Annotated in this window: 20 protein-coding genes and 1 pseudogene; 17 read left to right on the forward strand and 4 right to left on the reverse strand. The window is 67.8% G+C overall.

Annotated features, from left to right (window positions below; translation table 11 throughout):
* Positions 1-27 precede the first annotated feature (27 nt).
* Positions 28-2,292 carry a TonB-dependent receptor gene (locus tag ABID41_RS19215; protein WP_354298570.1) on the reverse strand — a complete coding sequence of 755 codons (2,265 nt, stop codon included), beginning with the start codon at positions 2,290-2,292 and terminating at the stop codon, positions 28-30.
* Positions 2,293-2,454: 162 nt separating this feature from the next.
* Between ABID41_RS19215 and ABID41_RS19220 the strand changes: the two are divergent.
* From ABID41_RS19220 to ABID41_RS19265, 10 genes and pseudogenes are all read left to right on the forward strand, one after another.
* Positions 2,455-2,637: pseudogene (locus ABID41_RS19220) on the forward strand (TetR family transcriptional regulator); the annotation flags it as partial.
* Between the two features lie 75 nt (positions 2,638-2,712).
* Positions 2,713-3,675, forward strand: coding sequence for a TetR/AcrR family transcriptional regulator (locus tag ABID41_RS19225; protein ID WP_354298587.1), 963 nt, complete (start codon positions 2,713-2,715; stop codon positions 3,673-3,675).
* Positions 3,676-3,828: 153 nt separating this feature from the next.
* On the forward strand, positions 3,829-4,659 hold the full coding sequence (locus tag ABID41_RS19230) for an alpha/beta fold hydrolase (protein WP_354298571.1): 831 nt from the start codon (positions 3,829-3,831) through the stop codon (positions 4,657-4,659).
* A gap of 209 nt (positions 4,660-4,868) precedes the next feature.
* The gene (locus tag ABID41_RS19235; RefSeq protein ID WP_354298572.1) at positions 4,869-7,151 is read left to right on the forward strand and encodes a nitric-oxide reductase large subunit; all 2,283 of its coding nucleotides are present in this window, start codon (positions 4,869-4,871) and stop codon (positions 7,149-7,151) included.
* Between the two features lie 24 nt (positions 7,152-7,175).
* Positions 7,176-7,853 carry a glutathione S-transferase family protein gene (locus tag ABID41_RS19240; RefSeq protein ID WP_354298573.1) on the forward strand — a complete coding sequence of 226 codons (678 nt, stop codon included), beginning with the start codon at positions 7,176-7,178 and terminating at the stop codon, positions 7,851-7,853.
* Between the two features lie 70 nt (positions 7,854-7,923).
* Complete coding sequence (locus ABID41_RS19245) at positions 7,924-9,552, forward strand: Na/Pi cotransporter family protein (RefSeq protein ID WP_354298574.1); 1,629 nt, start codon at positions 7,924-7,926, stop codon at positions 9,550-9,552.
* 130 nt (positions 9,553-9,682) lie between these two features.
* Positions 9,683-10,411 carry an ABC transporter ATP-binding protein gene (locus ABID41_RS19250; protein ID WP_331931729.1) on the forward strand — a complete coding sequence of 243 codons (729 nt, stop codon included), beginning with the start codon at positions 9,683-9,685 and terminating at the stop codon, positions 10,409-10,411.
* 7 nt (positions 10,412-10,418) lie between these two features.
* Positions 10,419-12,782 (forward strand): ABC transporter permease, encoded by a 2,364-nt coding sequence (locus ABID41_RS19255; RefSeq protein ID WP_354298575.1) that lies wholly within the window; start codon positions 10,419-10,421, stop codon positions 12,780-12,782.
* Between the two features lie 3 nt (positions 12,783-12,785).
* Positions 12,786-13,970, forward strand: coding sequence for an efflux RND transporter periplasmic adaptor subunit (locus ABID41_RS19260; RefSeq protein WP_354298576.1), 1,185 nt, complete (start codon positions 12,786-12,788; stop codon positions 13,968-13,970).
* A 4-nt stretch (positions 13,971-13,974) separates the two neighbouring features.
* Positions 13,975-15,402, forward strand: a complete 1,428-nt coding sequence (locus tag ABID41_RS19265; RefSeq protein WP_354298577.1) for an efflux transporter outer membrane subunit — start codon at positions 13,975-13,977, stop codon at positions 15,400-15,402.
* 76 nt (positions 15,403-15,478) lie between these two features.
* On the opposite strand, the gene ABID41_RS19270 is transcribed toward ABID41_RS19265, so the two are convergent.
* The gene (locus tag ABID41_RS19270) at positions 15,479-16,246 is read right to left on the reverse strand and encodes an SDR family NAD(P)-dependent oxidoreductase (RefSeq protein WP_331931809.1); all 768 of its coding nucleotides are present in this window, start codon (positions 16,244-16,246) and stop codon (positions 15,479-15,481) included.
* 213 nt (positions 16,247-16,459) lie between these two features.
* Here ABID41_RS19270 and ABID41_RS19275 point away from each other — a divergent pair, with 213 nt between their 5' ends.
* The 4 genes from ABID41_RS19275 (at position 16,460) to ABID41_RS19290 (ending at position 19,346) form a co-directional block, all read left to right on the forward strand.
* On the forward strand, positions 16,460-17,302 hold the full coding sequence (locus ABID41_RS19275; protein ID WP_354298578.1) for a universal stress protein: 843 nt from the start codon (positions 16,460-16,462) through the stop codon (positions 17,300-17,302).
* A 30-nt stretch (positions 17,303-17,332) separates the two neighbouring features.
* The gene (locus ABID41_RS19280; RefSeq protein WP_354298579.1) at positions 17,333-17,836 is read left to right on the forward strand and encodes an NUDIX domain-containing protein; all 504 of its coding nucleotides are present in this window, start codon (positions 17,333-17,335) and stop codon (positions 17,834-17,836) included.
* A gap of 79 nt (positions 17,837-17,915) precedes the next feature.
* Positions 17,916-18,449, forward strand: a complete 534-nt coding sequence (locus ABID41_RS19285; RefSeq protein WP_354298580.1) for a pyridoxamine 5'-phosphate oxidase family protein — start codon at positions 17,916-17,918, stop codon at positions 18,447-18,449.
* A 78-nt stretch (positions 18,450-18,527) separates the two neighbouring features.
* On the forward strand, positions 18,528-19,346 hold the full coding sequence (locus ABID41_RS19290; RefSeq protein WP_354298581.1) for a universal stress protein: 819 nt from the start codon (positions 18,528-18,530) through the stop codon (positions 19,344-19,346).
* 46 nt (positions 19,347-19,392) lie between these two features.
* Here ABID41_RS19290 and ABID41_RS19295 read toward each other — a convergent pair whose 3' ends face one another.
* Positions 19,393-19,842 carry a baeRF12 domain-containing protein gene (locus ABID41_RS19295; RefSeq protein ID WP_331931814.1) on the reverse strand — a complete coding sequence of 150 codons (450 nt, stop codon included), beginning with the start codon at positions 19,840-19,842 and terminating at the stop codon, positions 19,393-19,395.
* A 241-nt stretch (positions 19,843-20,083) separates the two neighbouring features.
* Here ABID41_RS19295 and ABID41_RS19300 point away from each other — a divergent pair, with 241 nt between their 5' ends.
* The 3 genes from ABID41_RS19300 (at position 20,084) to ABID41_RS19310 (ending at position 21,886) form a co-directional block, all read left to right on the forward strand.
* Positions 20,084-20,710: an NAD(P)H-dependent oxidoreductase gene (locus ABID41_RS19300; RefSeq protein ID WP_354298582.1), complete on the forward strand. Its 627-nt coding sequence runs from the start codon at positions 20,084-20,086 to the stop codon at positions 20,708-20,710.
* The gene (locus ABID41_RS19305; protein ID WP_354298583.1) at positions 20,707-20,946 is read left to right on the forward strand and encodes a hypothetical protein; all 240 of its coding nucleotides are present in this window, start codon (positions 20,707-20,709) and stop codon (positions 20,944-20,946) included. Before ABID41_RS19300 ends, ABID41_RS19305 begins: the two co-directional genes overlap by 4 nt.
* Before the next feature lie 88 nt (positions 20,947-21,034).
* Positions 21,035-21,886, forward strand: a complete 852-nt coding sequence (locus ABID41_RS19310) for a universal stress protein (protein WP_331931817.1) — start codon at positions 21,035-21,037, stop codon at positions 21,884-21,886.
* On the opposite strand, the gene ABID41_RS19315 is transcribed toward ABID41_RS19310, so the two are convergent.
* Positions 21,873-24,398: a cation-translocating P-type ATPase gene (locus ABID41_RS19315; RefSeq protein ID WP_354298584.1), complete on the reverse strand. Its 2,526-nt coding sequence runs from the start codon at positions 24,396-24,398 to the stop codon at positions 21,873-21,875. The genes ABID41_RS19310 and ABID41_RS19315 overlap by 14 nt on opposite strands.
* Positions 24,399-24,588: the final 190 nt, after the last annotated feature.

The raw sequence follows: 24,588 nt of genomic DNA on the forward strand, positions 1-24,588 counted from the left end.
ACGTGGGCCCCGCCCGGCCGGTCCTGATCAGAATTTGACGTTGACTTCGACGCCGTAGGTCCGCGGCTCGTTGTAGATGAGGAAGGTCCCAAGCGCGGAGCTGTAGTTCCGCAGGAAGGCGTAGGACTCGTTGGTCAGGTTCCGCGACCACAGGGCCACCTGCATCGCCGTGCCGTTATTCAGCGGGATGTCGGTCAGGGCGAGACGGCCGTTGACGATGAACGAGGAGTCGCTCGGTGTCGGATCCGTCGTGCTGGTGATCTGCTCGTCGGCGTAGTTGGCGTCGAGGTGGGCGCGCAGGGTGGCGGCCATGAACGGCCGCTCATAGTCTACCGCCACGCTTGCGGCGTTCTTGGGCGTGTAGAGCGGGTATATGATCGAGTTGGCGCCGGTGAATGGGTTGAAGGCCTCCGACAGCTTCACGTCGGTGTAGGCGTAGCTGCCGGTGAGGGTCAGGCCATCGACCGGCGCCAGGGCGAAGTCGGCCTCGAAGCCCTTGGTCTTGCCGGTGGCGGCGTTGGTGGTTTCCAGCGTGCCTCGGTTGTTGCCCGGGATGAGGACGCTGAAGTCGACCTGGGCGTCCTTGATCTCGCCGGAGTAGGCGGCGAGGTTCAGGCGGGCGCGGCGATCCCAGAACTCCATCTTCGCGCCCACTTCGAACATGTGGACGACCTCGGGGTCGAAGGCGCGGTAGGTCAGCGAGCGCGAGTTGGCGCCGCCGGCCTTGTAGCCGGTGCTCCAGCGGCCATAGAGGGCGACGTCCTGGGTGACGTCGTAGGCGAGCACGACCAGCGGGTCGAAGTGGCTCCACGACTCGTCCAGCGGGATCACCCCGGTGATGACGTTTCCATTCGGATCGACATAGCTCGGCAGCTTGCCGTTGACGGTGTCGAGCGAGCCTTGTTTCGCGTCGTGGGTCAGGCGGCCGCCCAGCGTCAGGTGCAGGGCGTCGTCGAGGATCTCGGGGGTCCAGGTCCCTTGGCCGAAGACGCCGTAGCTGGTCGTCTTAACATTGCTCTTGCGGTCGAGCGGCACGGACCTGAGGTCGAGCGGCAGAGTCGTGTAGCCGGTACCGTCGCCGTTCCACCGCATGGTGTTCGGGGTCTGGGCGTTATCGTTGACAGACTCCTCGTAATAGAAGGCGCCGGCGACGTATTCGAGCTGTGAGGTGTGGCCGATGAGCTGGAATTCCTGGCTGTACTGGTCCTGCCAGACCTTCGCGAGGCTGTAGCGGGCGAAGGGGCCGTTGGGCGCGAACACCGACAGCATCAGCGCACCGTTGTCGTACTGGGTCTGCTTCAGCTTGCGATACGAGCTGATCGACTTGAATTGCAGGTTGTCGGAGAGTCGCCAGTCGAGGTTCAGGCGGTGGCCGAAGGTGAAGCCTTCGCTGAGCTGCAGCGGGACGCCGATGCTGGCCTCCTTGACGCGGTCAGGCTGCAGCGGCGTCGCCGGGGCGAGCGGCAACGAGCCGGCGGACTCCAGTTGCACGTAGTAGGGTGTCGAGCCGTCATAGGAATTGTCGAAGGCGTAGGTGGCGCTGAACGCGTCGCTCGGCCGCCAGCGGGCGGTCAGGCTGGTCCCACGCTTGTCGAAGGAGTTGAAGTCTTCCTCGCCCGAGGTGCTCGGGTTCTTGATGGTGCCGTCGCGCTTGCTGACCAGGCCATCGATCTTGACGGCCACGTCGTGGAACTCCGGCAGGTTGATGTGGGTCGACGCCGTGTAGGCGCCGAAGTTGCCGACGCCGACCGTGGTGTTCATCCCGAACACGCCGGTCGGGGCCTTGGTGACGATGCTGATCGCGCCGCCCTCGGTGTTGCGGCCGAACAGGGTGCCTTGCGGTCCCTTCAGCACTTCGATGCGCTCGACATCGTAGAGCGCCGAACCAAGGCCTTGGGCGCGCCCCATATAGACCCCGTCGATATAGACGCCGACAGCCTGGTCGCGGGCCGGCTGGTTGGCGTCGCCCAGCGCGCCGATGCCCCGCATGCCGATGGTCAGGGCCGACTTGCGCACGAAGAAGGGAGCGACCCGCAGCGACGGCAGGGCGCCGTCGCCCAGATCCTCGATCGACTGGACGTGGCGGGCTTCCAGAGCCTTGTCGCCGATCGCCGAGATTGCAATCGGGGTATCCTGCACGTTGGTCGCTCGCTTCTGGGCGGTGACGACCACCTCGTCCAGGGCGGTGGCGTCGGCCGCTTCGTCAGCGCAGGCCGGGCCCGCAACGATGGCGACCGCGGCGCCGGCTAGCAGGGCCGCGCGCAGGCCGCGGCGGCGGATTTGAATCGGCATTGGAACACCCCTTTTTCGTCCCGAACCATGCGGGCCGTGGTGGCGCGGGGTGCTACGCTCGACCCATGAACCTCGAACGAATGTTATGTTTCATATTTATGAAGCTTGGCATTGTTGTCGGGTGGCGCTTGCACGGCGCGAACACCGTGTGGAAAATGCCACATGGCCCAGCGCCCAACGCACATTTCGCCCCTTTCTCGCAGATCTGAGCCGGCAGAGCGCCTAACGGCGGCGACGGCGCATTTGGTCGCGGCCGAGGGAATCGCGGCTGCCTCAGCGCGCGACATCGCCGCCGAGGCCGGCGTCTCGCCAAGCGCAATCAACTACAACTTCGGCGGAATAGAACGGTTGTTATCGTCCGCCTTCGCCCGGGGTGCGGGAGAAACCGCCGCCTGGATGGCCGCGCGGGAGACTGAAGTCATGGCGCTGCCGCGCAACGGCGAAGGCGCGAGCCTGGCCCTGGAGCACGTGCTGGCGGAATGGACCGGCCCGGCCCGACCGCTCGCCCTGCTCTACCAGGAAGCGCTGACCACCGAGGCGGCGGACGACTGGATCGGGCTATGGCGCGATTTCTGGCTACGCCTGGCGAAGGCCTTCGGCCTGTCCGAGGCGCAGGGGCGACTGCTGCATGTGTTCTTCGAATCCGAGGCGCTCTACCATCTGTCGCGGTGGTCGCCCGCACTGGAGCGCGCGGCCCTGGCCGAAATGGCCGGTCATTTCGCTGCTGCCTGGCTGGGCGCGTCGCCGCGCCCGGCTCTCGGCCTGACCGCGCTGGCCGAGATGTCCGCCGGAGCTCGGCCACACGGCTCGCTGACCCCGGCCGCCCTGCAGATCGCCGAGGCGGCGGCCGAGGTCGTGGAGGTCGTCGGGCTGCCGGGCCTGACCCACCGTGCGGTCGCCCATAAGGCCGGCCTCACCACCGGCGCGGTGACCCACCATTTCCGCACCGTCGATGACCTAGTCGCCGGGGCCATCCGCGGCCAGGTGCAGGCCATCGGCCAGGAGGCCGACACGAGCCTGACCCCGGTGGACGACATCCGCAGCGTCGAACTGTTCCTCGAAGCGACCCGCCGGCACGCCGTCAACGAAGCCGCGGCCAATCCGTCGCGCCGACGGCGACGGCTGTTCCTGGCCACGGTTCGCCGACCGGAGCTGGCCAGCGCCGGCGCCGTCATCCGCTTCTCGCACGGCGGCACGATGCGCCAGGTTCTGGAGCGCACCACCGGCCAACCGGCCGAGCAGCTGACCTTGCCCGCCGGCGTGCTCTCGCGACTGTTGTCGGCCCTTTGGGTCGCTGCGGCCGGCGATCCGGATCCCCAGGCCACGCGGATCGCGATCATCGAGCATCTGCTCAGCGCCGCCCCATGGTCGCGACAGCCCTGACGACAGCCGCGTCCTGCGGATAGCCTCGACGCCGCTGGGGGCGCGCCGCCAAGGCGAACCACCTCTCTCCGAAAGGTTGCATTGCGAGCGACGGCAGCTTCAAATCATGTCCAGTCGGGGCGAACGCGATCTATCTCCCAAAGGAATGGAACGATGAGCTACGTCACGACCAAGGACGGCGTCGAGATCTTCTACAAGGACTGGGGCCCCAAGAGCGCCCGGCCCGTGGTCTTCCACCATGGCTGGCCCCTGAGCGCCGACGACTGGGACGCCCAGATGCTGTTCTTCCTTTCGAAGGGCTTCCGCGTCGTCGCCCATGATCGCCGCGGCCATGGCCGCTCGAGCCAGGTCAGCGACGGTCACGACATGGACCACTATGCCGCCGACGTCGCCGCGGTGACCGAGCACCTTGATCTGCGCGATGCGATCCATGTCGGACATTCGACCGGCGGCGGCGAAGCCACCCGCTATGTCGCGCGTCACGGCAAGGACCGCGTGGCCAAACTGGTGCTGGTCGGGGCCGTTCCGCCGATCATGGCCCAAACCGAGAGCAATCCCGGCGGGATCCCGGTCTCGGTGTTCGACGAGTTCCGCAAAAGCATCGCCGCCAATCGCTCGCAATACTTCCTCGATGTGCCTGCCGGCCCGTTCTACGGCTTCAATCGCCCGGGCGTGAAGACGATCCCAGGCGCGGTGCAGAACTGGTGGCGCCAAGCCATGATGGGCGGCGCGAAGGCCCATCATGACGGCGTGAAGGCTTTCTCCGAAACGGACTTCACCGAAGACCTGAAAGCCATCGACGCTCCCACGCTCATCCTGCATGGCGACGACGACCAGATCGTACCGATCGACATCAGCGCCCGCCGTTCGGCGACACTTCTGAAGAACGGCAAGCTGAAGGTCTACGAAGGCCTGCCGCACGGCATGCTGACGACCCATGCCGACATCCTGAACGCGGACATCCTCGCCTTCATCGGCGAATAACCAGGCGCGGGGGCCGCCTCGCCGATAGCGGCCCCCTCCCCTTTCGGAAAAGCCCGCCCAATGAACCCGCCATCGGGCGATAGCCTGGGACCGACTTTGCGGAGCTTGCGCGGCCGGCGCAGATGAGGTCATCCTGCCTCACTACTTATCGTAGAGACGCCAGTTCAGACAGCTTACGACGACATAGCAATCAGCGACGGGGGACGCAGATGGGCGAGTACCGCGGCTACTGGTGGACACTCATCGTCATTCTGACGGTGACTTTCGGAATTCTCGGTTTCGCGGGCGTTGAGGTCTATCGGCAGGCGCCGCCGATCCCCGAGCGGGTCGTCACCGACACGGGCGCGCCAGTCATGACCGGCGACGACATCCTCCAGGGCCAGTCCGCCTGGCAGAGCGCTGGCGGGATGCAGGTCGGTTCGATCTGGGGACATGGGGCCTATCAGGCGCCCGACTGGTCCGCCGACTGGCTGCACCGCGAACTCGTCGCTTGGCTGGAACTCGCCGCACGCGAGCAGCACGGCAGGCCGTTCGACGCCCTTTCGGAGGAACAGAAGGCGGCGCTGACCTACCAGCTCAAGCGCGAGTATCGGCGCAACAGCCTCCAGTCCGGGACGCTCGTGCTGTCCGAACGCCGCGCCAAGGCGATCGAGCAGACCGCGAGCCACTACGAACAGCTCTTCGGCGACGCCCCCGCGCTGCGCGCGATGCGCGACAACTACGCGATGAAGGAGAACACGCTGGCCGATCCCGCGCGGCGGGAGGCCTTGACCCATTTCCTCTTCTGGACGGCCTGGGCGGCGGCGACCGAGCGCCCGGGCATGGTGGCGACCTACACGAACAACTGGCCGCCCGAGCCGCTGATCGGCAATCACCCGACCACCGAGAACGTGCTCTGGTCGCTGGCCTGCGTGGTCATCCTGATCGCCGGGATCGGCGGGCTGATCTGGGGCTGGTCGTTCCTGCGCCGCCACGACGAGACGCCGGTGGCGCCGCTGGCGAGCGATCCGCTTGGCGGCGGCGCGCTGACGCCATCCCAGCGCGCGCTCGGCAAGTACGTGTTCCTGGTCCTGGCGCTGTTCATCTTCCAGGTGTTCATCGGCGGGCTCACTGCGCACTACACCATTGAAGGCCAGGGCTTCTATGGCGTCGATCTGTCTCAGATCCTGCCCTACTCGCTCGCGCGGACCTGGCATCTGCAGAGCGCCGTCCTGTGGATCGCGACGGCGTTCCTGGCGACTGGCCTCTTTCTTGCGCCGCTGATCAATGGGGGCGCCGATCCGCGCTATCAGAAACTCGGCGTGGACGTGCTTTTCTGGGCGCTGATCCTGGTGGTCGTGGGTGCGTTCGCCGGCAACTATCTCGCCATCGCCCAGCTTATGCCGCCGCAGTGGAACTTCTGGTTCGGCCATCAGGGATACGAGTTCCTCGACCTTGGCCGGGTCTGGCAGTTGGCGCTGTTCGGCGGGCTCTGCTTCTGGCTCGTTCTCATGCTGCGGGCCATGGTTCCCGCCATCCGCGTCGGCGGCGACAAGAACCTGCTGGCTCTCCTGTGCGTCTCCACCGTGGCGATCGGGCTCTTCTACGGCTCGGGACTCTTCTACGGAGAGCGCAGCAACATCACGGTGATGGAGTACTGGCGCTGGTGGGTGGTGCACCTGTGGGTTGAGGGCATCTTCGAGGTGTTTGCGACCGCCGCGCTCGCCTTCGTCTTCGCCGCCCTGGGGCTCGTCTCTCGGCGCACGGCGACCGCGGCGAGCCTGGCTTCGGCCTCGCTGTTCATGATCGGCGGCGTGCCCGGCACCTTCCACCATCTCTACTTCTCCGGCACCACGACCCCGATCATGGCCATCGGAGCGGCGTTCAGCGCGCTCGAAGTCGTGCCCCTGGCCGTGCTGGGCTATGAGGCCTGGGAACGCTGGAGCTATCGACGGACCGCGCCCTGGATGCAGGACCTGCGCTGGCCACTGGCGTTCTTCGTCGCCGTGGCGTTCTGGAACATGCTGGGCGCCGGGGTCTTCGGCTTCATGATCAACACACCGGTGGCGCTCTTCTATCTCCAGGGGCTCAACACCACCGCGGTGCACGCGCACGCGGCGCTGTTCGGAGTCTATGGCTTCCTGGCGCTGGGCTTCACCTTCATGGTGCTCCGCTACATCCGCCCGCAGGTTCAGTTGAACGAGGGGCTGATGCGCGTCGGGTTCTGGGCGCTCAACGGCGGGCTGGTGCTGATGATCTTCACCAGCCTGCTGCCGGTCGGGATGTTCCAGTTCCAGGCGAGCGTAAGCACCGGCATGTGGTATGCGCGCAGCGACGCCTTCCTGCAGCAGGGTTTCCTGGAAACCCTTAGGTGGATCCGGACTTTCGGCGACGTGGTTTTCATCTGCGGCGCCGTCGCTCTGGCATGGCAGGCCGTGGTGCTGGGCCTCTGGGGCCGAGGCCGCGGAGACGTATCGCCGGCGCCGAAGCCCGCGGCTTCTCCAGCGGAATAGGCGGCGCGTCCCAGGAGGTTGAGCGTGGCCACAATCACCTTTCATTCTATGGCCGACAGCGCCTACCTCTGGACGGCGATGCAGGCCGCCGACGAGAAGGGCGTGGACTATGAGCTGGTTCCCCTGGAGCTGGGCTCGCCCGAGCATCTCGCCCTGAACCCGTTCGGCAAGATGCCCGTGCTCCAGCACGGCGATGTCGTCCTCTATGAGACGCTGGCGATAACCCACTATATCGACCGCGCGTTCGCCGGCCCGTCGCTGCAGCCGGCCGATCCGCTGGGCCAGGCCGAGGTCCTGCGTTGGATCAGCATCGTGAACGCCTACGTCTTCCCGACCATGAACCGCTTCATGAAGGAGCGCCTTGTGCGGCCGGCCTGGGGATTCCCGTCGGACGAGGCGTTCCTGGCCGGCGCCCAAGCGCCGCTGGGCCTGCAGATGCGCCTGATCGGCGAGGCGGTCGCGGACGGCCGCTACCTGGCTGGTCCGGAGTTCACCCTGGCCGACAGCTTCCTGTTCCCGCACCTGCTCTTCTTCGGCCGCACTCCGGAGGGGGCCGCGCTCCTCGCACGCAACCCGGCGGCCGCCGACTGGCTCGCCCGAATGCAGTCGCGCCCGAGCTACGCCAAGAGCCCCATGAGCCAGTCATTCGAGATGTTCCAGCATATCGCCGTCCCCACCACGATGCTCTGGGAGCCGGAATAAGCGCCGTTGGCGCCTCAACGCTTGTGCGACATGAATATCCCGACTGTCGCTGCACTCCGGAGAGGCGCGCGTGCCAACGGTGATTTCGGTTCTCGGCGGCGTCGGCCTGTTCCTTCTCGGCATGAGCGTCATGACCGGGGGATTGAAGGCCCTGGCCGGGACTAAGCTGCGCGCGACCCTGGGCAAGGCGGCGGCGACCCCGCTGTCGGGCACCTTCTGGGGCGCCTTCATCACATTGCTGGTGCAGTCGTCGAGCGCCACGACGATGACCACCATCGGCCTGGTGAGCGCCGGGCTGCTGACCTTCGCCCAGGGCCTGGCTCTGGTCTTCGGGGCCAACATCGGCACGACGGGAACGGGATGGCTCATCGCCTTGATCGGCGTGCGCGTCTCGCTGACGGCGGCCGCCCTGCCGATGATCTTCGCGGGCGCCCTGCTCACGCTCCTGGGCCGCGGTCGGGTGTCGGCGGCGGGATCGGCGCTGGCCGGCTTCGCCCTCGTGCTGTTCGGGCTGACCACCTTGCAGCAGGGGATGAGCGGACTGGCCGAGCAACTTCACCCCGCCGACCTGCCGGCCGTCTACGGCGCGGGCGTCAGTTGGTGGTCGAGCCTGCTGGGCGTGCTGGCCCTGATCGTGACCGGCCTTGCAATGACGGCGGTGATGCAGTCGTCGACCGCGGCCATCGCGGTGACCCTCTCGGCCCACTTTGCAGGCGCGGTCGGGCTCGACCAGGCCTGCGCGCTGATCATCGGCCAGAACATCGGCACCGCGACGAGTTCGGCCCTCGCGGCGATCGGCGCCAGCAGCACCGCCAAGCGCCTGGCGCTGGCCTATGTGCTCTTCAAGCTGATCGCCGCGGTGATCGCCCTGGCGCTGTTTCCGATCACCACGCCCCTGCTCCTGCAAGCCGCGAAAGGGGTCGATGGCGTCACCCTGCTGGCGGGTTATCACACGGCCTATAACGTCATCGGCGTTGCTGTGCTTTTGCCGCTCATCGACAGGTTTACTGCGATTGTCGAGAGAATCCTGCCGGAACGAGGCTCGCCGCTGACCAGGTGCCTCGACCGAGCGGCGCTGGCGACGCCGATTGCGGCCGAGGAAGCCGTCCGCCGCACGGTCGCCCGTTCGCTCGGCGCAATGTGCGGATCGATCGACGGAGCCATCACCACCGGAGCGGATATCGCCCGGCTCGAGAGGGCCAGCGACGCCCTTCGCCAGGCTAGGGAGTTCATGTCGGAGGCGAGCGGCCCGCCGGACTCGGACGAGGAGGAGGACCGCCTCACGCGCACCCTCTATGCTCTGGACTACACGTCTCGCCTGGCCGAGGTCGCGAGCGAGGCCGGCCAACTGGCGCCGGCCTCTGGCGGGCCGGACGACCTGCGCGCCAGGGAGCTCTGCGGCGAGGCGATGCGGAACGCCGCCCTCGTGGCCGACGAAATCGGGACCCTGCCGGGCGACGCCGATCAGGCCGTCCCGATCGGCGAGGCCGCCGCCGCGCAGGCCATGACCCAACTCGAGCATTGCGCAGGCGCGCTGCGCGACCTGCAGAAAACACACCGCCAGCAGGTGCTCGGCTCGGTCGCCAGCGGCGCGATGAGCGCGGACGGGGCGATCGCCCGGGTCGACGCGGTCAGGCGCCTCGAAGCCCTCGCCTACAACGCCTGGCGCTCAGCCGCGCACCTGGTCGAGCACGACTGACGCCGCGATCGCGACGAATTGCCGAAATGCAATTCCCAGAGGTATGAGTCTGGACGCGTACACTCTGGGGCGATCGTATGTTCCTTCCCGGCCGAGAGACCGTCGCCGCGCGTGGGCGCATCGCCGCGACATGACCCGGCCGCAGCATCAGGTTCACGACTTCGCTTACCGCATCGAAGGCCTCACCAAGGTCTATGGCGATGGGCCGGCCGCGGTTCATGCGTTGCGCGGCGTCGACCTGACCATCCCGGCCGGCGAGATCGTCGTCCTGCTCGGCCCGTCGGGCAGCGGCAAGTCCACCCTGCTGAACATCATCGGCGGACTGGACCGGGGGACCGACGGCAAGGTCTGGTTCGGCGACCAGGAGCTGAGCGCGATGAGCGACAGCGAACTGACCCGCTATCGCCGCGACAATGTCGGCTTCGTGTTCCAATTCTACAACCTGATGCCGAGCCTCACGGCGCGCGAGAACGTCGAGCTCGCGACCGAGATCGCCGAGGATCCGATGCCCCCCGACGAGGCCCTGGCGTTGGTCGGCCTGCGCGAGCGGATCGACCATTTCCCAGCCCAGCTCTCAGGCGGCGAACAGCAGCGTGTCGCCATCGCGCGGGCGGTCGCCAAGCGCCCGAACATCCTGTTCTGCGACGAACCCACCGGCGCTCTGGACAGCGTGACGGGTCGCGCGGTGCTGAAGACTCTGAAGGACGTCAACGAGACCCTGGGCTCCACCGTCATGATCGTTACGCACGCCGCAGCGACGGCTGGCATGGCGCACCGGGTCATCTACTTCGCCGATGGCGGGATCTCGCGGATCGAGGAAAACGCGACCCGCCTGACGCCCGACGAGATCGAGTGGTGACCGCGGCATGAGTCCGCTGGACCGCAAGCTGCTGCGCGACATCTGGCGCATCAAGAGCCAGGCGGCGGCCATCGGCGTGGTCATCGCGGTCGGCGTGCTGATGCTGGTGATGATGAGCGGCCTCGTTTCCTCGCTCGAAGAAACGCGGCGCGCCTATTACGAACGCTATCGGCTCGCCGAGGTGTTCGCGCCGGTGACCCGCGCGCCCGAAAGCATGATCGACGAACTCGCCGACCTTCCGGGCGTCGCCGCGGCAGAAGGCCGGGTCGCCGGCGATGCGCTGATCGACATCAAGGGGCTCTCCCTGCCGCTGCAGGCCCGCGTCGTGTCGCTTCCGGACTATGGCGCGCCGACCTTCAACGACGTCTTCCTCACCGACGGACGACGGCCCGAGCCCGGCAATCGCGACGAAATCCTGTTGCTGACGAGCTTCGCCCGCGCACACGGCATCAAGCCGGGGCAGAACCTCCGGGTCACGATCCGCGGGGCGCAGCGCGAGCTGCGCGTGGTCGGCCTCGCCCAGTCGCCGGAGTTTCTTTACCTCACCCCGCCCGGCGAGATCGCGCCCGACGATTCCCGGTTCGCGGTGGTCTGGATGGGCCGCGCGACCGCGCAGGCCGCCTACGACATGGAGGGCGCGTTCAACGAAGCCCTGCTGTCCCTCGCCCGCGGCGCCCGCGAGAAGGCCGTGCTCGATGCGGTGAATCGCAGGCTTGAACGCTTCGGCGGGCTGGGCGCCTATGGGCGCGAGGACCACCTCTCCGATCGCTATGTCAGCGAGGAGATCCGGGGGCTGCGGAGTATGAGCGCGGTCGCGCCGCCGATCTTCCTAGGGGTCGCCGCGTTCCTTCTGCACATCGTCGTGGCCCGCATGGTGCAGGCTGAGCGCGGGCAGATCGGATTGATGAAGGCGTTCGGCTACACCAACCTCGAGGTCGGCGCCCACTACCTCAAACTGGTCCTCATCATCGCAATCGGCGGGGCGATCGCCGGTTGCCTGGCCGGCATAGCGGCGGGGCGGGCGATGGTCGGCGTCTACCTCGAGTACTACAAATTCCCCTTCCTGGTGTTCGAGGTCAGGCCCTCGTCGTTCGTCATGGGTTTCGTGATCAGCACCCTTTCGGCCTCGGCGGGCGGCCTCCTGGTCCTGCGCAACATCTTCGCCTTGACGCCGGCCGCCGCGATGCGCCCCCCCGCCCCCGCAGACTACAGCCGCACCGGCCACATCGCAGACGCGCTGGCAGAGCGCCTCGACCAGCCGAGCCGCATGGTCCTGCGCCGGCTGATGCGCCAGCCGGGACGTATGGCCGGGGCGGTGATGGGCATCGCCGCGGGCATGGCGATCTCCGCCGCAATGACCGGGATCATGTCCGGCTTCGATGAAACCATGGATCTCAACTTCAACTTCGTCGATCGGAGCGACGCCACGATCGCCTTCGTCAATCCCACGTCGGACAAGACGATCCTGGAATTGCAGCGCATGCCCGGGGTCATCGCCGTCGAGCCCGTCCGGAATGTGCAGGCGGTGCTTCGCAACGGGCTGAAGAGCCATCGCGGGACGGTGGAGGGCCGCGTACCCGATCCGCGCCTGAACCGCGCCCTGGACACGAACCTTCGGGCCATGACCATGCGCAAGGAAGGCGTGATCCTGGCGGCCTCGCTGGCCAGGAAGCTCGACATCGAGCCGGGTCAGATGCTGACCGTGGAGGTGCGGGAGGGCCGCCGTCCCGTGCTGCAGATACCGGTCATCGGCGTCACCGAGAGCCTGCTCGGCTCGCCCGCCTATATGGAGCTCGACGCCCTCAACCGCGCCTTGCGCGAACCTGGCCGCGTGTCGGGCGCCTCCCTGAAGATCGACACGGCCAGAAGCGCCGAACTCCATCAGCGGCTGAAAAACATGCCGGCCGTCGCCGGGGTCAGCCTGAAAAGCGACGCGCGAGAATCCTTCCGGCGGCTGATGGACAGCGGCGCAGGGGCGATGCGTTACGTCATGGCGGCCATCGCCTTCATCATCACCTTTGGCATCGTCTACAATTCCGCACGGATCGCGCAGGCGGAGTGCGAACGCGACCTGGCCAGCCTGCGCGTCATCGGCTTTTCCAAATGGGAGGCGGCCTTCGTCCTCCTGGGCGAACTCGCGGTCGTGGCGCTGGTCGCGCTGCCAGCAGGCGCCCTGCTCGGCTACGCCCTGGCTTTCGCGCTGGCGGCCGGCTTCAGCAGCGACCTCTACCAGATCCCCGTCACCTATGGGCGCGGCGACGTCGGAATCGCCACCCTGGCCGTACTGGCCGCAGCGCTGCTGTCGGGATGGCTGGTGAAACGCGACATCGACCGAACCGACCTCATCGTCGCCCTCAAGACCCGAGACTAGCCGATGGCCCGGAAGAAGAACTCACGCCTCTATCTCACCCTGGGCGGCGCAGCCTTGATCCTTGGGTTCATCGTCTTCGCCTTCTGGCCGCGCGCGACCATGGTCGATATCGGCGCAGTCACCCAGGGACCGATGCAGCTCACGATCGACGAGGAGGGGCGCACCCGGGTCCAGGACAGCTATGTCGTCTCCGCTCCGTCCGCAGGCCGCCTGCGGCGCGTGGAGGTTCAGGCGGGCGATCGGGTGGTCGGTGGCCAAACGATCGTCGCGCGCCTGCTGCCGGCCCCGCTCGATCCCCGCGCCCGCGCCCAGGCCGCCGCTGGCGTGGACGCCGCCGCCGCCGCCCTGCGCGCCGCGCAGGAAGACGCCGAGCGGGCGGTAGCGGACAAGAAGCTGGCCGACGCCAACCTGGCGCGCGAGCAGCGCCTTTGGGAGCTCAACTCGACCAGCCGCGACGCATTCGAGACCGCAAGGCGTGACGCCGCCAGCGCCGCTGCATCCGCCCGCGCGGGCCAGGCCGGGATAGAGGCCAGGCGCGCAGAACTGGAGCGCGCGCGCGCCGAGCTGTCAGGCGGCGGGTCCGGCATCGACATCCGCGCGCCGGCCTCGGGACGGGTGCTGAAGGTGACGCAGGAAAGCGAGGCGACCCTGGCCTCCGGCGCGCCGATCATGGAAATCGGCGACACCGGGGGTGGGCTTGAGGTGCTGGTCGAACTGCTCTCGACGGACGCCGTCCAGGTCGCACCGGGCGCGGCCGTAACCATCGAGGACTGGGGCGGACCAGGTTCTCTGAAGGGGGTCGTCACACGCATCGAACCCCAGGGCTTCACCAAGACCTCGGCCCTCGGCGTGGAGGAGCAGAGGGTCAACACCATCGTCCGGCTGGCCGACGCGACGCCAGCTCGGGGCAGCCTGGGCAGCGGCTTTCGCGTGGAGGCGCGCATCGTCGTCTGGCAAGATCAGGATGCGATCATCGTCCCCTCCAGCGCGCTCTTCAGGGAGCAGAGCGACTGGGCGGTCTTCGTTGTCGACGGCGGCAGGGCGAAACGCCGCTTGGTCCGGATCGGCCGTAACAACGGCGCCCAGGCGGAGGTTCTCCAAGGACTCCGGAAGAGCGAGCAGGTCATCCTCTACCCCGCCGCCGACCTGACCGACGGCGCCCGCGTCAGACAACGAAAGGCCGAGTGAGGGCATGGCGGCGCTAAAACCATCCGTCACCGCCTGGGCCTGCCTGTTGTCGCTTTCAGCCTGTGCGGCCCCGCGGGTCGAAGCACCGGACGTTGGGGTGGCGATCCCGGAACGCTTCGCCGCGGCGAGCCGGCCGGAGGCGCCAGCGGCGGATCACTGGTGGAAGACATTCGGTGACCCGCGGCTGGATACGCTTGTCGAGCGCACATTGACGGACAGTCCGACGATCGGGCGAGCGATCGCCGGCGTCCGACAGGCCCGCGCGCGGGCAGGCATCGCCGGCGCCGACCGTCTTCCGCGCGCCGACATCGCCTTCTCCCCCAGCCGGCGCAAGCTCACCCTCGAGAGTCTGGGCATCGAGGTCCCGGGCGGCGAGAATCTGGGCTCGACCTCCTACACGATCGACATCTTCGACCTTTCGGCGAACGTCGCCTGGGAGGTCGATCTGTGGGGCAGGCTGGCCGCGCAGTCGGCTGCGGCCCGCGCTGACCTGCTGAGCAGCGAGGCGAACCTTCAGGCCGTTCGCCAGTCCATCGCCGCCCAGATCGCCCGCAACTATTTCGCGCTCATCGAGGCGCGCCAGCAGGTCGAGCTCGCCGAGGCCGCCGCCACGAACGCCACCGAGGTCGCGCGCCAAATCGCCAATCGTGTCGCGATGGGGGCGGCTCAACCGGGCGACGCTGAGCAGGCGAACGCCGCCCTTGGCCTGGCTCACGCCAACCTGGAACAGCGGCGCGAGGCGCAGGCGAGGCTTACCCGTCAATTCGAGGTCCTGCTCGGCCAGTATCCCGATGGCGAGCTCGCCGCGGCTGCGACGCTGCCGCCTGTCCCGCCCGAGCCGCCCGCGGGCATCCCCGCCGATGTTCTCGCCCGCCGACCGGATGTCGCCGCCTCCCTGCTCGATCTCAAGGCTGCGGGCTTTCGTTTGACGGCCGCCGAGCGTTCCTTCCTGCCGAGCATCGAGCTGACCGGTTCGGCCGGAACCTCGAGCACGGAGCTTTCCAGCCTTTTCGACCCCGACACCTTTGTCTGGTCGATCGCCGGGCGCATTCTGCAACCGGTGTTCCAGGGCGGGCGCTTGCGCGCGCAGGTCGAACTGCGCGCCGGTGAACGTGACGAGGCGCTCCAGGCCTATGCCGACACCGTGCTGACCGCCCTGTCGGAGGTCGAGACCGCGCTGGCGGTCGAGGAATTCCTCGCCCGCCAGGAACAGGAACTCACCACCGCGTCGGCCGCAGCCGAACGGGCCGTCGTGATTTCCCGCAACCGCTACGAGGTAGGCAAGGAACCCCTGCTGACTCTGCTTGATAGCCAGAGGCGGGCTTTCGAGGCCCGCTCACGCCTGCTGGCGGCCCAGCGGGTGCGCCTGGTCAACCGCGTGGACCTGCATCTCGCGCTCGGCGGAGGCTTCAAGAACGCCCCCGCCGCTTAGCCGGCCTGTCCATCGGGCCCAGCGAGTATCAAGGCTCGCCCCGCCGCGGCAAGACCGGCGGGGCAGCAAGCCCAGCTCACCGCGCGGTGTAGCCGCCGTCGACGACAAGCTCGGCGCCGGTGACGAACTTCGCCTCGTCCGACGCCAGGTAGACGCAGGCCCAGGCGATGTCGTCCGGCTCGCCGACATGGCCGAGCGGGTGCAGGGCCGCAAGGTCGGCGCGCACCGCGGCCTTGTCGCCGATGTCTTCCGCGAAATTTTCGACCATGGGCGTCCAGATGAAGCCTGGATGGACCGAGTTCACGCGAATGCGGTCGGGCGCGTAGAGCATGGCGTCAGTCTTGCTCATCAGGCGCACCGCGCCTTTCGACGCGTGATAGGGTGGCGAGTCCGCCGCGCCCACCAGCCCATAGATCGACGAGAGATTGATGATGCTGCCGCCGCCGGCCCGCTTAAGGTGGGGAATGGCGTGCTTGGTGCAGAAAAAGACGCCTTTCACATTGATCGCCTGTACGAAATCCCAGTCAGCCTCGGTGACTTCGTGGGTCGGCTTGTTCACGCCGGACACGCCCGCATTGTTCACCAGGACGTCGATGCGGCCGAACCTCGTGGCGACCTCGTCAAGTACTCGCTTGACCTCGTCCTCCTTGGAAACATCCAGCGCCCAGCTGGACGCGGTGAACCCGCCGTCGACAAGTTCGTCGGCCAGCGCCTTGGCTCCGTCCAGCCGCACATCCGTAACCGCAACGCTGGCGCCCTGCTCGGCCATGCGCTTGGCCGTGGCGCGTCCCAGGCCGAGCGCCGCACCGGTGACGACGGCGACCTTACCCTGCAATCTGGTCATCATGACCTCCCTTGTGCTCAGCGAAGATTAGCGCGTCTGGGCGATCGCCTCTTGCGCGAGATCAAAGAGTTCGCACCCAGGGCGCAACAAATTCGCTTCGATGCGAGCTCCATGCAGGTCAAGAACGCACGAGGCCCTCGGCTCCGTGGTTCAACGGAGTAACAACCGTCCGGCCCCAGGCTAAGATGGCTGGCAAACGGAGCTGAGCCCGTCATGTACCCAGATCTGCTGCTCGCCACCCTCACCTATCCGGATGCGACCCCCGACCGCGCGATCCGCAACGGCGTGGCCCTGGCCTCCGGCCTCGGCGGGGCGCTGCGATTGCTGGCCCTGGAAGTGGACATACCCGAGGTCAAAAGCTCGATCGGCCAGGCTCTTTTCCGGTTCGAACGCCTGGCAGCCCAGGAGGAACGCCGCAGCGCGCTGATCGCCCGGCGTGCTGTTCAGTGCGCCGAGGTCGCCGCCGAGGAGGCGGGGGTCGTGCTTCAATCGATCACCATCACCGCGGCGCCGCACCTTGAAGGCGACGTGATCGCGGGTCTGGCGCGCACCCACGACCTTTGCCTTATGCCGATCGGTCCGAGCGTCCTGGCCGACCGCGGTCTGGCGGAGGCGGTGCTGTTCGATTCCGGTCGTCCCGTCCTCGTCTATCCCAACGCCCCGGAACTCACCTCGGGCGCCGGTTTCGGGACCGTCGTGCTGGCCTGGGACGGCAGCTCACGCGCCGCGCGCGCGATCGCCGAGGCGATGCCCATCGTCAAGCAGGCGTCGAACGTCCGCATCTATGTGGCCCTGGGGGAGAAGCCCTCGGCGCGAGCCGGTATCGCCGGCGACCTTGTTCGCCATCTGCAGGCCCATGGGGTTCGGGCGGCCGTCGATGAACATTCCGTCGATCGGCCTATCGGCGAGGCCCTTTGCGCCTATGTCCGGTCGGTGCAGGCGGACATGCTGGTGATGGGAGGCTTTGCGCGGCCTCGTCTTCAGGAGCTTGTTCTTGGAGGCGCGACGAACGCGATCCTGGAGTCGCCGCCCTGCCCGGTGTTTCTCTCGCATTGATCCGCAGAGGTCTTCGTCCCGGGACCACCGATGGCACAGGTCAGCGCCGGTCTGCTCGTCTATCGCCGCCCACGCGGCCGGCTGGAGTTTTTGCTCGCCCACCCCGGCGGCCCTTTCTGGCGCGGGAAGGACAGAGCGGCGTGGTCGGTTCCCAAGGGATTGGCCGAGCCCGGCGAGGATCTCTGGGCGGCCGCGCGGCGCGAATTCCAGGAAGAAATCGGCCTCACGCCCAGCGGCCCGGCGGTCGGCCTTGCGCCATTCAGACTGCCCGGAGGCAAGCAGCTTCACTGCTGGCTGGTCGAGGCCGACCTCGATCTCTCCGACATCCGCAGCAATAGCTTCGAAATGGAGTGGCCGCGAGGGTCGGGGAGGCGGGCATCCTGGCCTGAGGTCGACCAGGCCGCCTATTTCGACCCTTCGACCGCAGGCTGGAAAATCCACCGCGGCCAGCGCCCGCTCATCGAGGCGGCGGCGGCGCAACTTGGCTGGCGTCCCCCCGCAGACGGAGATTACGATGTTGGGGACAAGGATTGATCCGCCTCAAAAGCAGTTGGCCGCGACCGAGGTATTCTTCCGCATCCGCCCCGGTGACGGCCCAGCCCGGATGGCCAAGATGAACACAAGGTCAAACGCCGAGAACCAAGCCCTCGGCTCCGATCCCTCCGGCGCGATCCTCGAAATCCTGGATCGATGCCACGTCCTCAGCCTGGCGACCAAGCGCCATGACGGTTGGCCCCAGGTGACGATGGTCAACTACCTTCACATCGGCCTGGACATATATTTCGTCATTGCGCGCGACAGCCAGAAATTCAGAAACATCGACGACGACGATCGCGTGAGCATCGCCGTCGGCCAGATGGACGACAAGGGCGGCGTCATCGGGTTGTCGATGGCCGCGCGCGCTCAGGAAATCACCCAGCCCCACCGCATCGCGGAACTCAACGAGGCGATCACCCATCGCGCCGCCGAGGCCGGTTTCACCCCCCATCCCAGCTCGCAACTGGTGGCGGTCATGAAGGCCGAGCCGGAGATCATCACGCTCATCGACTACGCCAGGCCGCCGGGGCGACGACGACATTTCCGGGTGGTCGAGGACTGGCGGCTGGAGCCTATCGAGGAGCGGCCCGGCGAGAACCCACCCACCTGACCGGCGCACGCGCCTCAAGGCTTTCGCCGCCTCGCACCAGCGAGCGGCCGGAAAACCCCATCACGAGAAACAGTCGCCATGACCTACCGATCGCTGCTTTGCCACGTGTCCCACAAGCAGGACCATGATCGCCATCTGGAGTGCGCGCTGCAGCTCGCCGACGAGCTGGGCGCGCACGTCATCGGGATCGGCGCCGCCATGATCCCTCCGGTCGCCCTCGGAACCGCCGGCGCATACCTGGGGGCGGGCGAATGGGTCGAGGCGCTGCAATCGCAGATCGAGAGCAACCTGACCGACAGCCGGAAGATCTTCGAGGAGATGTCCGGGTCCAGGAGCACCGAGTGGCGGCACTCCTACTGCGATCCCCAGACCGCGGTCACGGCGACGGCCCGGGCCGCAGATCTCGTCCTCGCGCGGCGCCAGGAGGTCACCGAGCCCTATTCGGAGCTTGATCCGGGCCGCCTCCTTATCGGCCTGGGTCGGCCGGTGCTCCTCTGTCCCTCCGAGCGGGACTATCTGCCAAAAACTCCGGCGCTCGTGGCCTGGAAGGAAACGCGGGAGTCCCGCCGCGCTCTGCTGGACGCCTTGCCGCTCCTGCGCCGGGCCGAGGACGTTCTCGTCGTCGAGGTCAGTTCCAACGCCGATGTCGCCCTCGAGAAGGCGCGGCTCGAAGACGTCTGCGCCTTCCTGAGGCAGCATGGCGTGAACGCCACGGGCGACGTCCTGCCCGACGATCGTTCGACATCGGACACGCTCATGTCCCGCGCCAGAGGGCTTGGAGCGGACCTGATCGTCGCCGGGGCCTACGGAAGGACCCGACTGAGCGAGTGGATGTTCGGCGGAGTGACCCGCAGGCTGCTCGCGCAGGACCAGCACTTCGTGCTCTTCAGCCACTAACCGCTCCGAGCCGCGAGCGTCGCAGCAGCCGTCGCGTCGGAGAGATCTAGCTCCTGGCTCTCGCAGCTCGCAGGCAGGCTTGGATCTCGTCGGCCGACAGGCCCAGACGCTCGTGCGCGTCGGTCGCCTCGACACGGCGGGCGACCGCCGTCGGAAGCGCGTCGCGAAGAATTCCAAGCGCCTTCGGCGGGGCCATCAGAACCAGGCTGTCGAAGGCGCCGCGCCCGCCCTGGTCGCCCAGGAAGCTGGCGACGCTACGCAGGAACCGCTCTTCGGCGTCATCGGCAGGCGAATGATCGTCCGACGAATGACGGCCCGCGCCCACACGATCATGCACGGTCGCCTGCTGGCCGCCGTGCGCGCGCCGGTCATGCGGATCTGCGGTCATGCGCAGTTGATCAAGTTCCTTCACCGGTCCGGCGCGCCGCGCTTCGGCGAATATGCGAGCCTGCGCGCCGTCAGCGGCCACGATCCAGGTCATCCCGCCCTGTTCCATCGCAATATCCTTCTCTTTTCTCCGGGCTGGTCAGACGACCGGCCGGCCAGCGGCATGAGCCCGCTGTGCAGCGCCAGCGACCTGGCGCATCTGCACTCACGAAGTTCATGACCACAGAGCTGTGAGACATCCGCATTGATCCAGCTCAAGGCGACAGGACGCTCGACCGGTAGTCTGGAGCGGTCCAACCTAGCCGAGAGGATGCGGACGGCAAACGTCCGCACCGCCGTTGGAGACGATGATGAAGCACGCCGTCATCCTGGCTCATCCGAGCGCCGACAGCCTCAATGGCGCAATCGCCAAAGCATATGCCGATGCGGTGCGCGACCTAGGGCACGAGGTCGTCTGGCGCGATCTCTATCGAATGCGGTGGGATCCCGTGCTTAAGGCCGCAGAAATTCCGGGCCGGCATGGGCCGGCCCGGTTCCATAAGGATGTCGTCGCCGAGAGAGCGCGGCTGGCGGACGTCGACGTCTTCGCATTCATCTATCCGATCTGGTTCAACGCCCCGCCGGCGATGCTCAAGGGCTATGTCGACCGGGTCTTCGGGATAGGATTTGGCTTCGAGCCGGCCTTCGGCGGAGTCGAGCCGCGGTTGCGCGGAAAGGACCTGATCAGCTTCACGACCTCAGGCGCTCCAGAGTTCTGGCTCCAAGAAACCGGCGCTCTCGAAGACCTGATGCGAAACTTTGACCGTTACCTCGGCCAGGCCGTGGGCCTCCGGGTCACCGACCACCTGCACTTCGGCGGTATCGTTGAGGGCATAAGGCCGGACGTGGTCGAGGAGATGCTTTCACAAGTGAGGCAGGCGACCGCCAGGTTCGGCCAGCCGTCCGATCAGCCAGAGACAACGAGGCAAGGTTCATGACCGGAGCGACGCCCTCCTCGGCCTCGGCGCCTGCGCCTGCCGCTCTTGCCGACGCCGCCATCGACCTCTGGAACGCGTCGATGGGGTTGATGCTCACGACCGCCGCGGCCCCGTTCGGCCTTTGGTCCATGGATGCAAACCTGCGCGCGGCCGCCGCCATTTTCGATCTCGGCGGCGAACTCTGCGCTCTACGGCTGACCCAGGCGGGCCTGTCCGCGCCGCTCCTGCACGACTAGCCGCGGGGGCTCAAGGGCGGCGCTTTGACCTGGCGCAAGGATGCGCACGCCGCCTTGGGGCAAAAATGACTCAGATCGGGAGTCGAAGATGGGTTACGCCAACATCATCGCCGTCTTGTCCGGAGCGCCGGACGACGCCTTCACGCTGGCGACGGCGGCCGAGCTCACCCATGCCTGCGGCGGGGAAACGCGAGTACTGCTCGCGCCGTCGCAACCGGACATGCGGCACTGGTCGTTCATCACGCCGGCGGCGCTTGGCCCGGCCCTGCGCGATGCAAGGAACGCCGTCCAGGCCGCCCGAAGCAGCGTCGAGGCTCTCACCCGTGAGCTATCGGTGGAAAACGCGCTCGACCTGGAGCCGACCAGCGGGCGCATCCGGCTTATCGGCGAGTACCCGAGCGATGGTCCCGACCTGTATGGCGAGCTGCCGTTGTGCGACCTGCTGGTCCTGGGATTGGGCGTCCTAGCGACCGGGAACGTATGGGAGACCCTGGTTTCGCGCGGCCTCATGACCGCTCGCACGCCATTGCTGGTCGCCAATCATGGCCCTGTCGAACGGCCAGCCCCCGCGATGATCGGATGGGACGGTTCCCATGAAGCCGGAAGAGCGGTTCGGGCGGCGGTCCCCTTGCTGAAAGCGGCCTCCCGCGTGGTGATCTTTCAGGATCCCGACCACATCCCACCGGACAATCGCGCCGCCGCCGATCCTCAACGGCTGCGAGACTACCTGCGCCTTCACGGGGTGGACCGCGTGACGACCTTGATCGCGCCGGGCGCCAGTCGGCGAAACGGCCTGGCGCGCGCCGCGGCTTCCGAAGATGCTGAGCTCCTGGTCACCGGCGCCTTTGGTCATGCGCGCCTGAGGGAAGAGATCTTCGGCGGGCTGACCCAGGATCTGCTCGCCGCCCGCGCGCCGTTCAACCTGTTCATGCGCCACTAGCAACCGCAGCAGCCCCCGGCTTCCGCCCCAGGAGCCGTAGCGACGCCGTCCAGCCGCCACTGATCAGGGCGATCGCCAACGCCGCCGCCAGCAGTGTCGGCGGCGGGGGGGCGACCTCGAACATGGACGCGAAGGCCGGAACGCTAAAGACGAGGGACATCACGAGAGCGACCGTGGCGGCGATAAGCCAGAACACCCGCCGGTGCGGCGCAAAGAGGCCGCTCGTGGCGGCGGAATCGGTCAAGGTAAGAACGAGATTGCCGAACACCAGCGCCAGAAAGGCCGCGCCTCGGGCCTCGGCCGCGGGATAGACTTCCAGGGCCCAGACGTACAGCCCAAGGACGCCCGCCAGAACGCTGCCGCCTTGCGCCAGCGCCAGCACGACCTGTCGTGCTCCGAACAGGGCTTCGGTCTTGGACCGCGGCGGACGGAGCATGGCGGTCTTTTCGCTGGGCTCGGGCTCGAAGACGAGGGCGCAGGTCGGATCGATGACCAGCTCCAACAGCACCACGTGCATCGGGAACAGCATGGGCGGCAAACCGGCCACGATGGGCACGAGCGCGAGGCCCGCGATCGGCACATGGACGGCGGTGACGTAGGTGAGCGCCCGCCGCAGATTGGCGAAGATACGTCGCCCAAGCCGCACGCCTCCGACGATCGAGGCGAAACTGTCGTCGAGCAACACCAGGTCAGCAGCTTCCCGGGCCACATCGGTCCCCTTGCGCCCCATGGCGACGCCGATGTGCGCGGCCTCCAGCGCCGGGGCGTCGTTGACTCCGTCGCCGGTCATGGCGACCACCTCGCCGGCGGCTTTCAGCGCTTCGACGATCTGCAGCTTCTGCTCGGGCGCGATACGAGCGAAGACGCGCACACGCTCCAATTCCCCAGCGAGCTTTCGCAGGTCCATGGCGGCCACCTCGGCGCCCGTGAGGACCCCGGCGCTTGCGTCGATCCCGGCGGCCGCGGCGATGGCGGCCGCCGTCGCCGGGTGATCGCCGGTGATCATGACGACCTTCACCCCCGCGCCGCGGGCCTCGGCCAGCGCCGCGGGGACGTCGGCGCGCACCGGGTCGATGAAGCCGACCAACCCGGCCAGGGCGAAGGCCACCTCTTCCGGAGTCTCGACCGCCCGGCCGTCAATCTGCGCGGACGCGACGCCCAGTACGCGCAGGCCCTGGGCGGCGTAGCCGGCGATCACGCGGTGCAGGCGCTCGATCTCTTCAGGAGGCAGCCGGCAAAGACGGAAGATCGCTTCAGGGGCGCCCTTGGCGGCGGCGAGCCGAACCTCGTCGGGCATACGCCAGACCTGCACCACGGCCAGCCGCTCCGGCCGAAGCGGCCAGGTGCGTTCCGGCTCGTCCTCGGTCGCAGGATCGCACAGGTCCTCGCAAAGCGCGTGGACCGCCTTGTCCATGGGATCGACCGGACGGACGGCCGACGCCAGGGCGGCCAGGCGTAGAAGCTCCGCCGCCGGGCCGGATGGCGGCGTTCCGCCGTCCACCGCCATCTCACCCTGCGAGGTCCAGAGACGCGCCACCTCCATGCGGTTCTCGGTGAGGGTGCCGGTCTTGTCGACGCACAGCACCGTGGCGCCGCCGAGGGCCTCGATGACGGCGCCCCGCCGCACCAGCACCTGATGCCTCGCAAGCCGCCATGCGCCGAGAGCCATGAACACCGCCAGGACCATGGGAAACTCTTCGGGAATGAGTGAAAGAGCGACGGTCACCGCCGCCAGCGCCCCACCGACCCAGTCCCCCCGCAACAGCCCGTAAGCCAGGGCGACCAAGACGCAGAACACGATCGCAAGGCCGCCTAGCGCCGCCACGAGCCGGCCGGCCGTACGCTGCAAAGGCGTCGGCTCCTGCTCGATGTCCGCCAGGGAGCGGCCGATGCGACCCAGCGCGGACTGTATCCCCGTCCGGCCGACCTGCACGACGCCCTGGCCACGGACCACGAGGGTCCCGGCCCAGAGGAAGGGGCCATGCTCGGCGCCCGGTGCGGGCTCGCCCTCGGGCGCATCGGCGCTCGAGGGTTCCTTCGTCACCGGCGCGGACTCGCCAGTGAGCGCCGACTCGTCCACGGCCAGCACGTCGCCGGCGCGAAGCACGCCATCCGCCGGCAGGCGCTCCCCCTCCCCCACCAGCATGATGTCGTCCGGGACCAGCTCGCGGGCCGGGACCTGGCGCTCGCCGCCGTCCCGAAGCACCCGGGCCAGTGGCTGGGCGAGTTCCCGCAACGCGATCATGGCGCGTTCGCTTCTGGCCTCCTGGGCGATCACCAGTCCGATGGACAGGGCCGCGCCGCCCAGCAGGAACAGGCCTTCCCAGAGATCGCCGAGCACCAGATAAAGCGCCGCGGCTCCGATCAGGATCAGGAACATCGGCTCGCGCATGGTTTCGGCGACGATCCGGACCAGACTGCGTCCCCCGCCGCCGCCGATCTCGTTGGGCCCGATCTCGGCGAGCCGTCGCGCAGCCTCGGTTTCGCTCAGCCCTTGAAGGTCCACGCTCATCGGCTTGCCTTTCACGACCCTGGCTATCAACGCGCAGGCGTCCGGACCTTGACACCCCGCAGGCCAATTCACCTATCGCAGGGTCGAGCGACGCCGAACGCGCAAAAGGCCCGTCGTGTTGTCGACGGGCCTTTTGTGAGATGACTGGGAGACCTTGGGTGCGGGGACAGGATTTGAACCTGTGACCTTC

This window comes from Phenylobacterium koreense, assembly GCF_040545335.1.
Classification (GTDB): domain Bacteria; phylum Pseudomonadota; class Alphaproteobacteria; order Caulobacterales; family Caulobacteraceae; genus Phenylobacterium; species Phenylobacterium koreense.

What these genes read in the sequence shown, in the direction of transcription:
- ABID41_RS19255 (WP_354298575.1), top strand. Translation starts at nt 10,419, where the DNA reads ATGAGTCCGCTGGACCGCAAGCTGCTGCGCGACATCTGGCGCATCAAG.
- ABID41_RS19225 (WP_354298587.1), top strand. Translation starts at nt 2,713, where the DNA reads ATGGCGCTGCCGCGCAACGGCGAAGGCGCGAGCCTGGCCCTGGAGCAC.
- ABID41_RS19215 (WP_354298570.1), bottom strand. Translation starts at nt 2,292, where the DNA reads ATGCCGATTCAAATCCGCCGCCGCGGCCTGCGCGCGGCCCTGCTAGCC.
- ABID41_RS19315 (WP_354298584.1), bottom strand. Translation starts at nt 24,398, where the DNA reads ATGAGCGTGGACCTTCAAGGGCTGAGCGAAACCGAGGCTGCGCGACGG.
- ABID41_RS19275 (WP_354298578.1), top strand. Translation starts at nt 16,460, where the DNA reads ATGTACCCAGATCTGCTGCTCGCCACCCTCACCTATCCGGATGCGACC.
- ABID41_RS19280 (WP_354298579.1), top strand. Translation starts at nt 17,333, where the DNA reads ATGGCACAGGTCAGCGCCGGTCTGCTCGTCTATCGCCGCCCACGCGGC.
- ABID41_RS19310 (WP_331931817.1), top strand. Translation starts at nt 21,035, where the DNA reads ATGGGTTACGCCAACATCATCGCCGTCTTGTCCGGAGCGCCGGACGAC.
- ABID41_RS19260 (WP_354298576.1), top strand. Translation starts at nt 12,786, where the DNA reads ATGGCCCGGAAGAAGAACTCACGCCTCTATCTCACCCTGGGCGGCGCA.
- ABID41_RS19265 (WP_354298577.1), top strand. Translation starts at nt 13,975, where the DNA reads ATGGCGGCGCTAAAACCATCCGTCACCGCCTGGGCCTGCCTGTTGTCG.
- ABID41_RS19285 (WP_354298580.1), top strand. Translation starts at nt 17,916, where the DNA reads ATGAACACAAGGTCAAACGCCGAGAACCAAGCCCTCGGCTCCGATCCC.
- ABID41_RS19270 (WP_331931809.1), bottom strand. Translation starts at nt 16,246, where the DNA reads ATGACCAGATTGCAGGGTAAGGTCGCCGTCGTCACCGGTGCGGCGCTC.
- ABID41_RS19250 (WP_331931729.1), top strand. Translation starts at nt 9,683, where the DNA reads ATGACCCGGCCGCAGCATCAGGTTCACGACTTCGCTTACCGCATCGAA.
- ABID41_RS19300 (WP_354298582.1), top strand. Translation starts at nt 20,084, where the DNA reads ATGAAGCACGCCGTCATCCTGGCTCATCCGAGCGCCGACAGCCTCAAT.
- ABID41_RS19235 (WP_354298572.1), top strand. Translation starts at nt 4,869, where the DNA reads ATGGGCGAGTACCGCGGCTACTGGTGGACACTCATCGTCATTCTGACG.
- ABID41_RS19295 (WP_331931814.1), bottom strand. Translation starts at nt 19,842, where the DNA reads ATGGAACAGGGCGGGATGACCTGGATCGTGGCCGCTGACGGCGCGCAG.
- ABID41_RS19305 (WP_354298583.1), top strand. Translation starts at nt 20,707, where the DNA reads ATGACCGGAGCGACGCCCTCCTCGGCCTCGGCGCCTGCGCCTGCCGCT.
- ABID41_RS19290 (WP_354298581.1), top strand. Translation starts at nt 18,528, where the DNA reads ATGACCTACCGATCGCTGCTTTGCCACGTGTCCCACAAGCAGGACCAT.
- ABID41_RS19230 (WP_354298571.1), top strand. Translation starts at nt 3,829, where the DNA reads ATGAGCTACGTCACGACCAAGGACGGCGTCGAGATCTTCTACAAGGAC.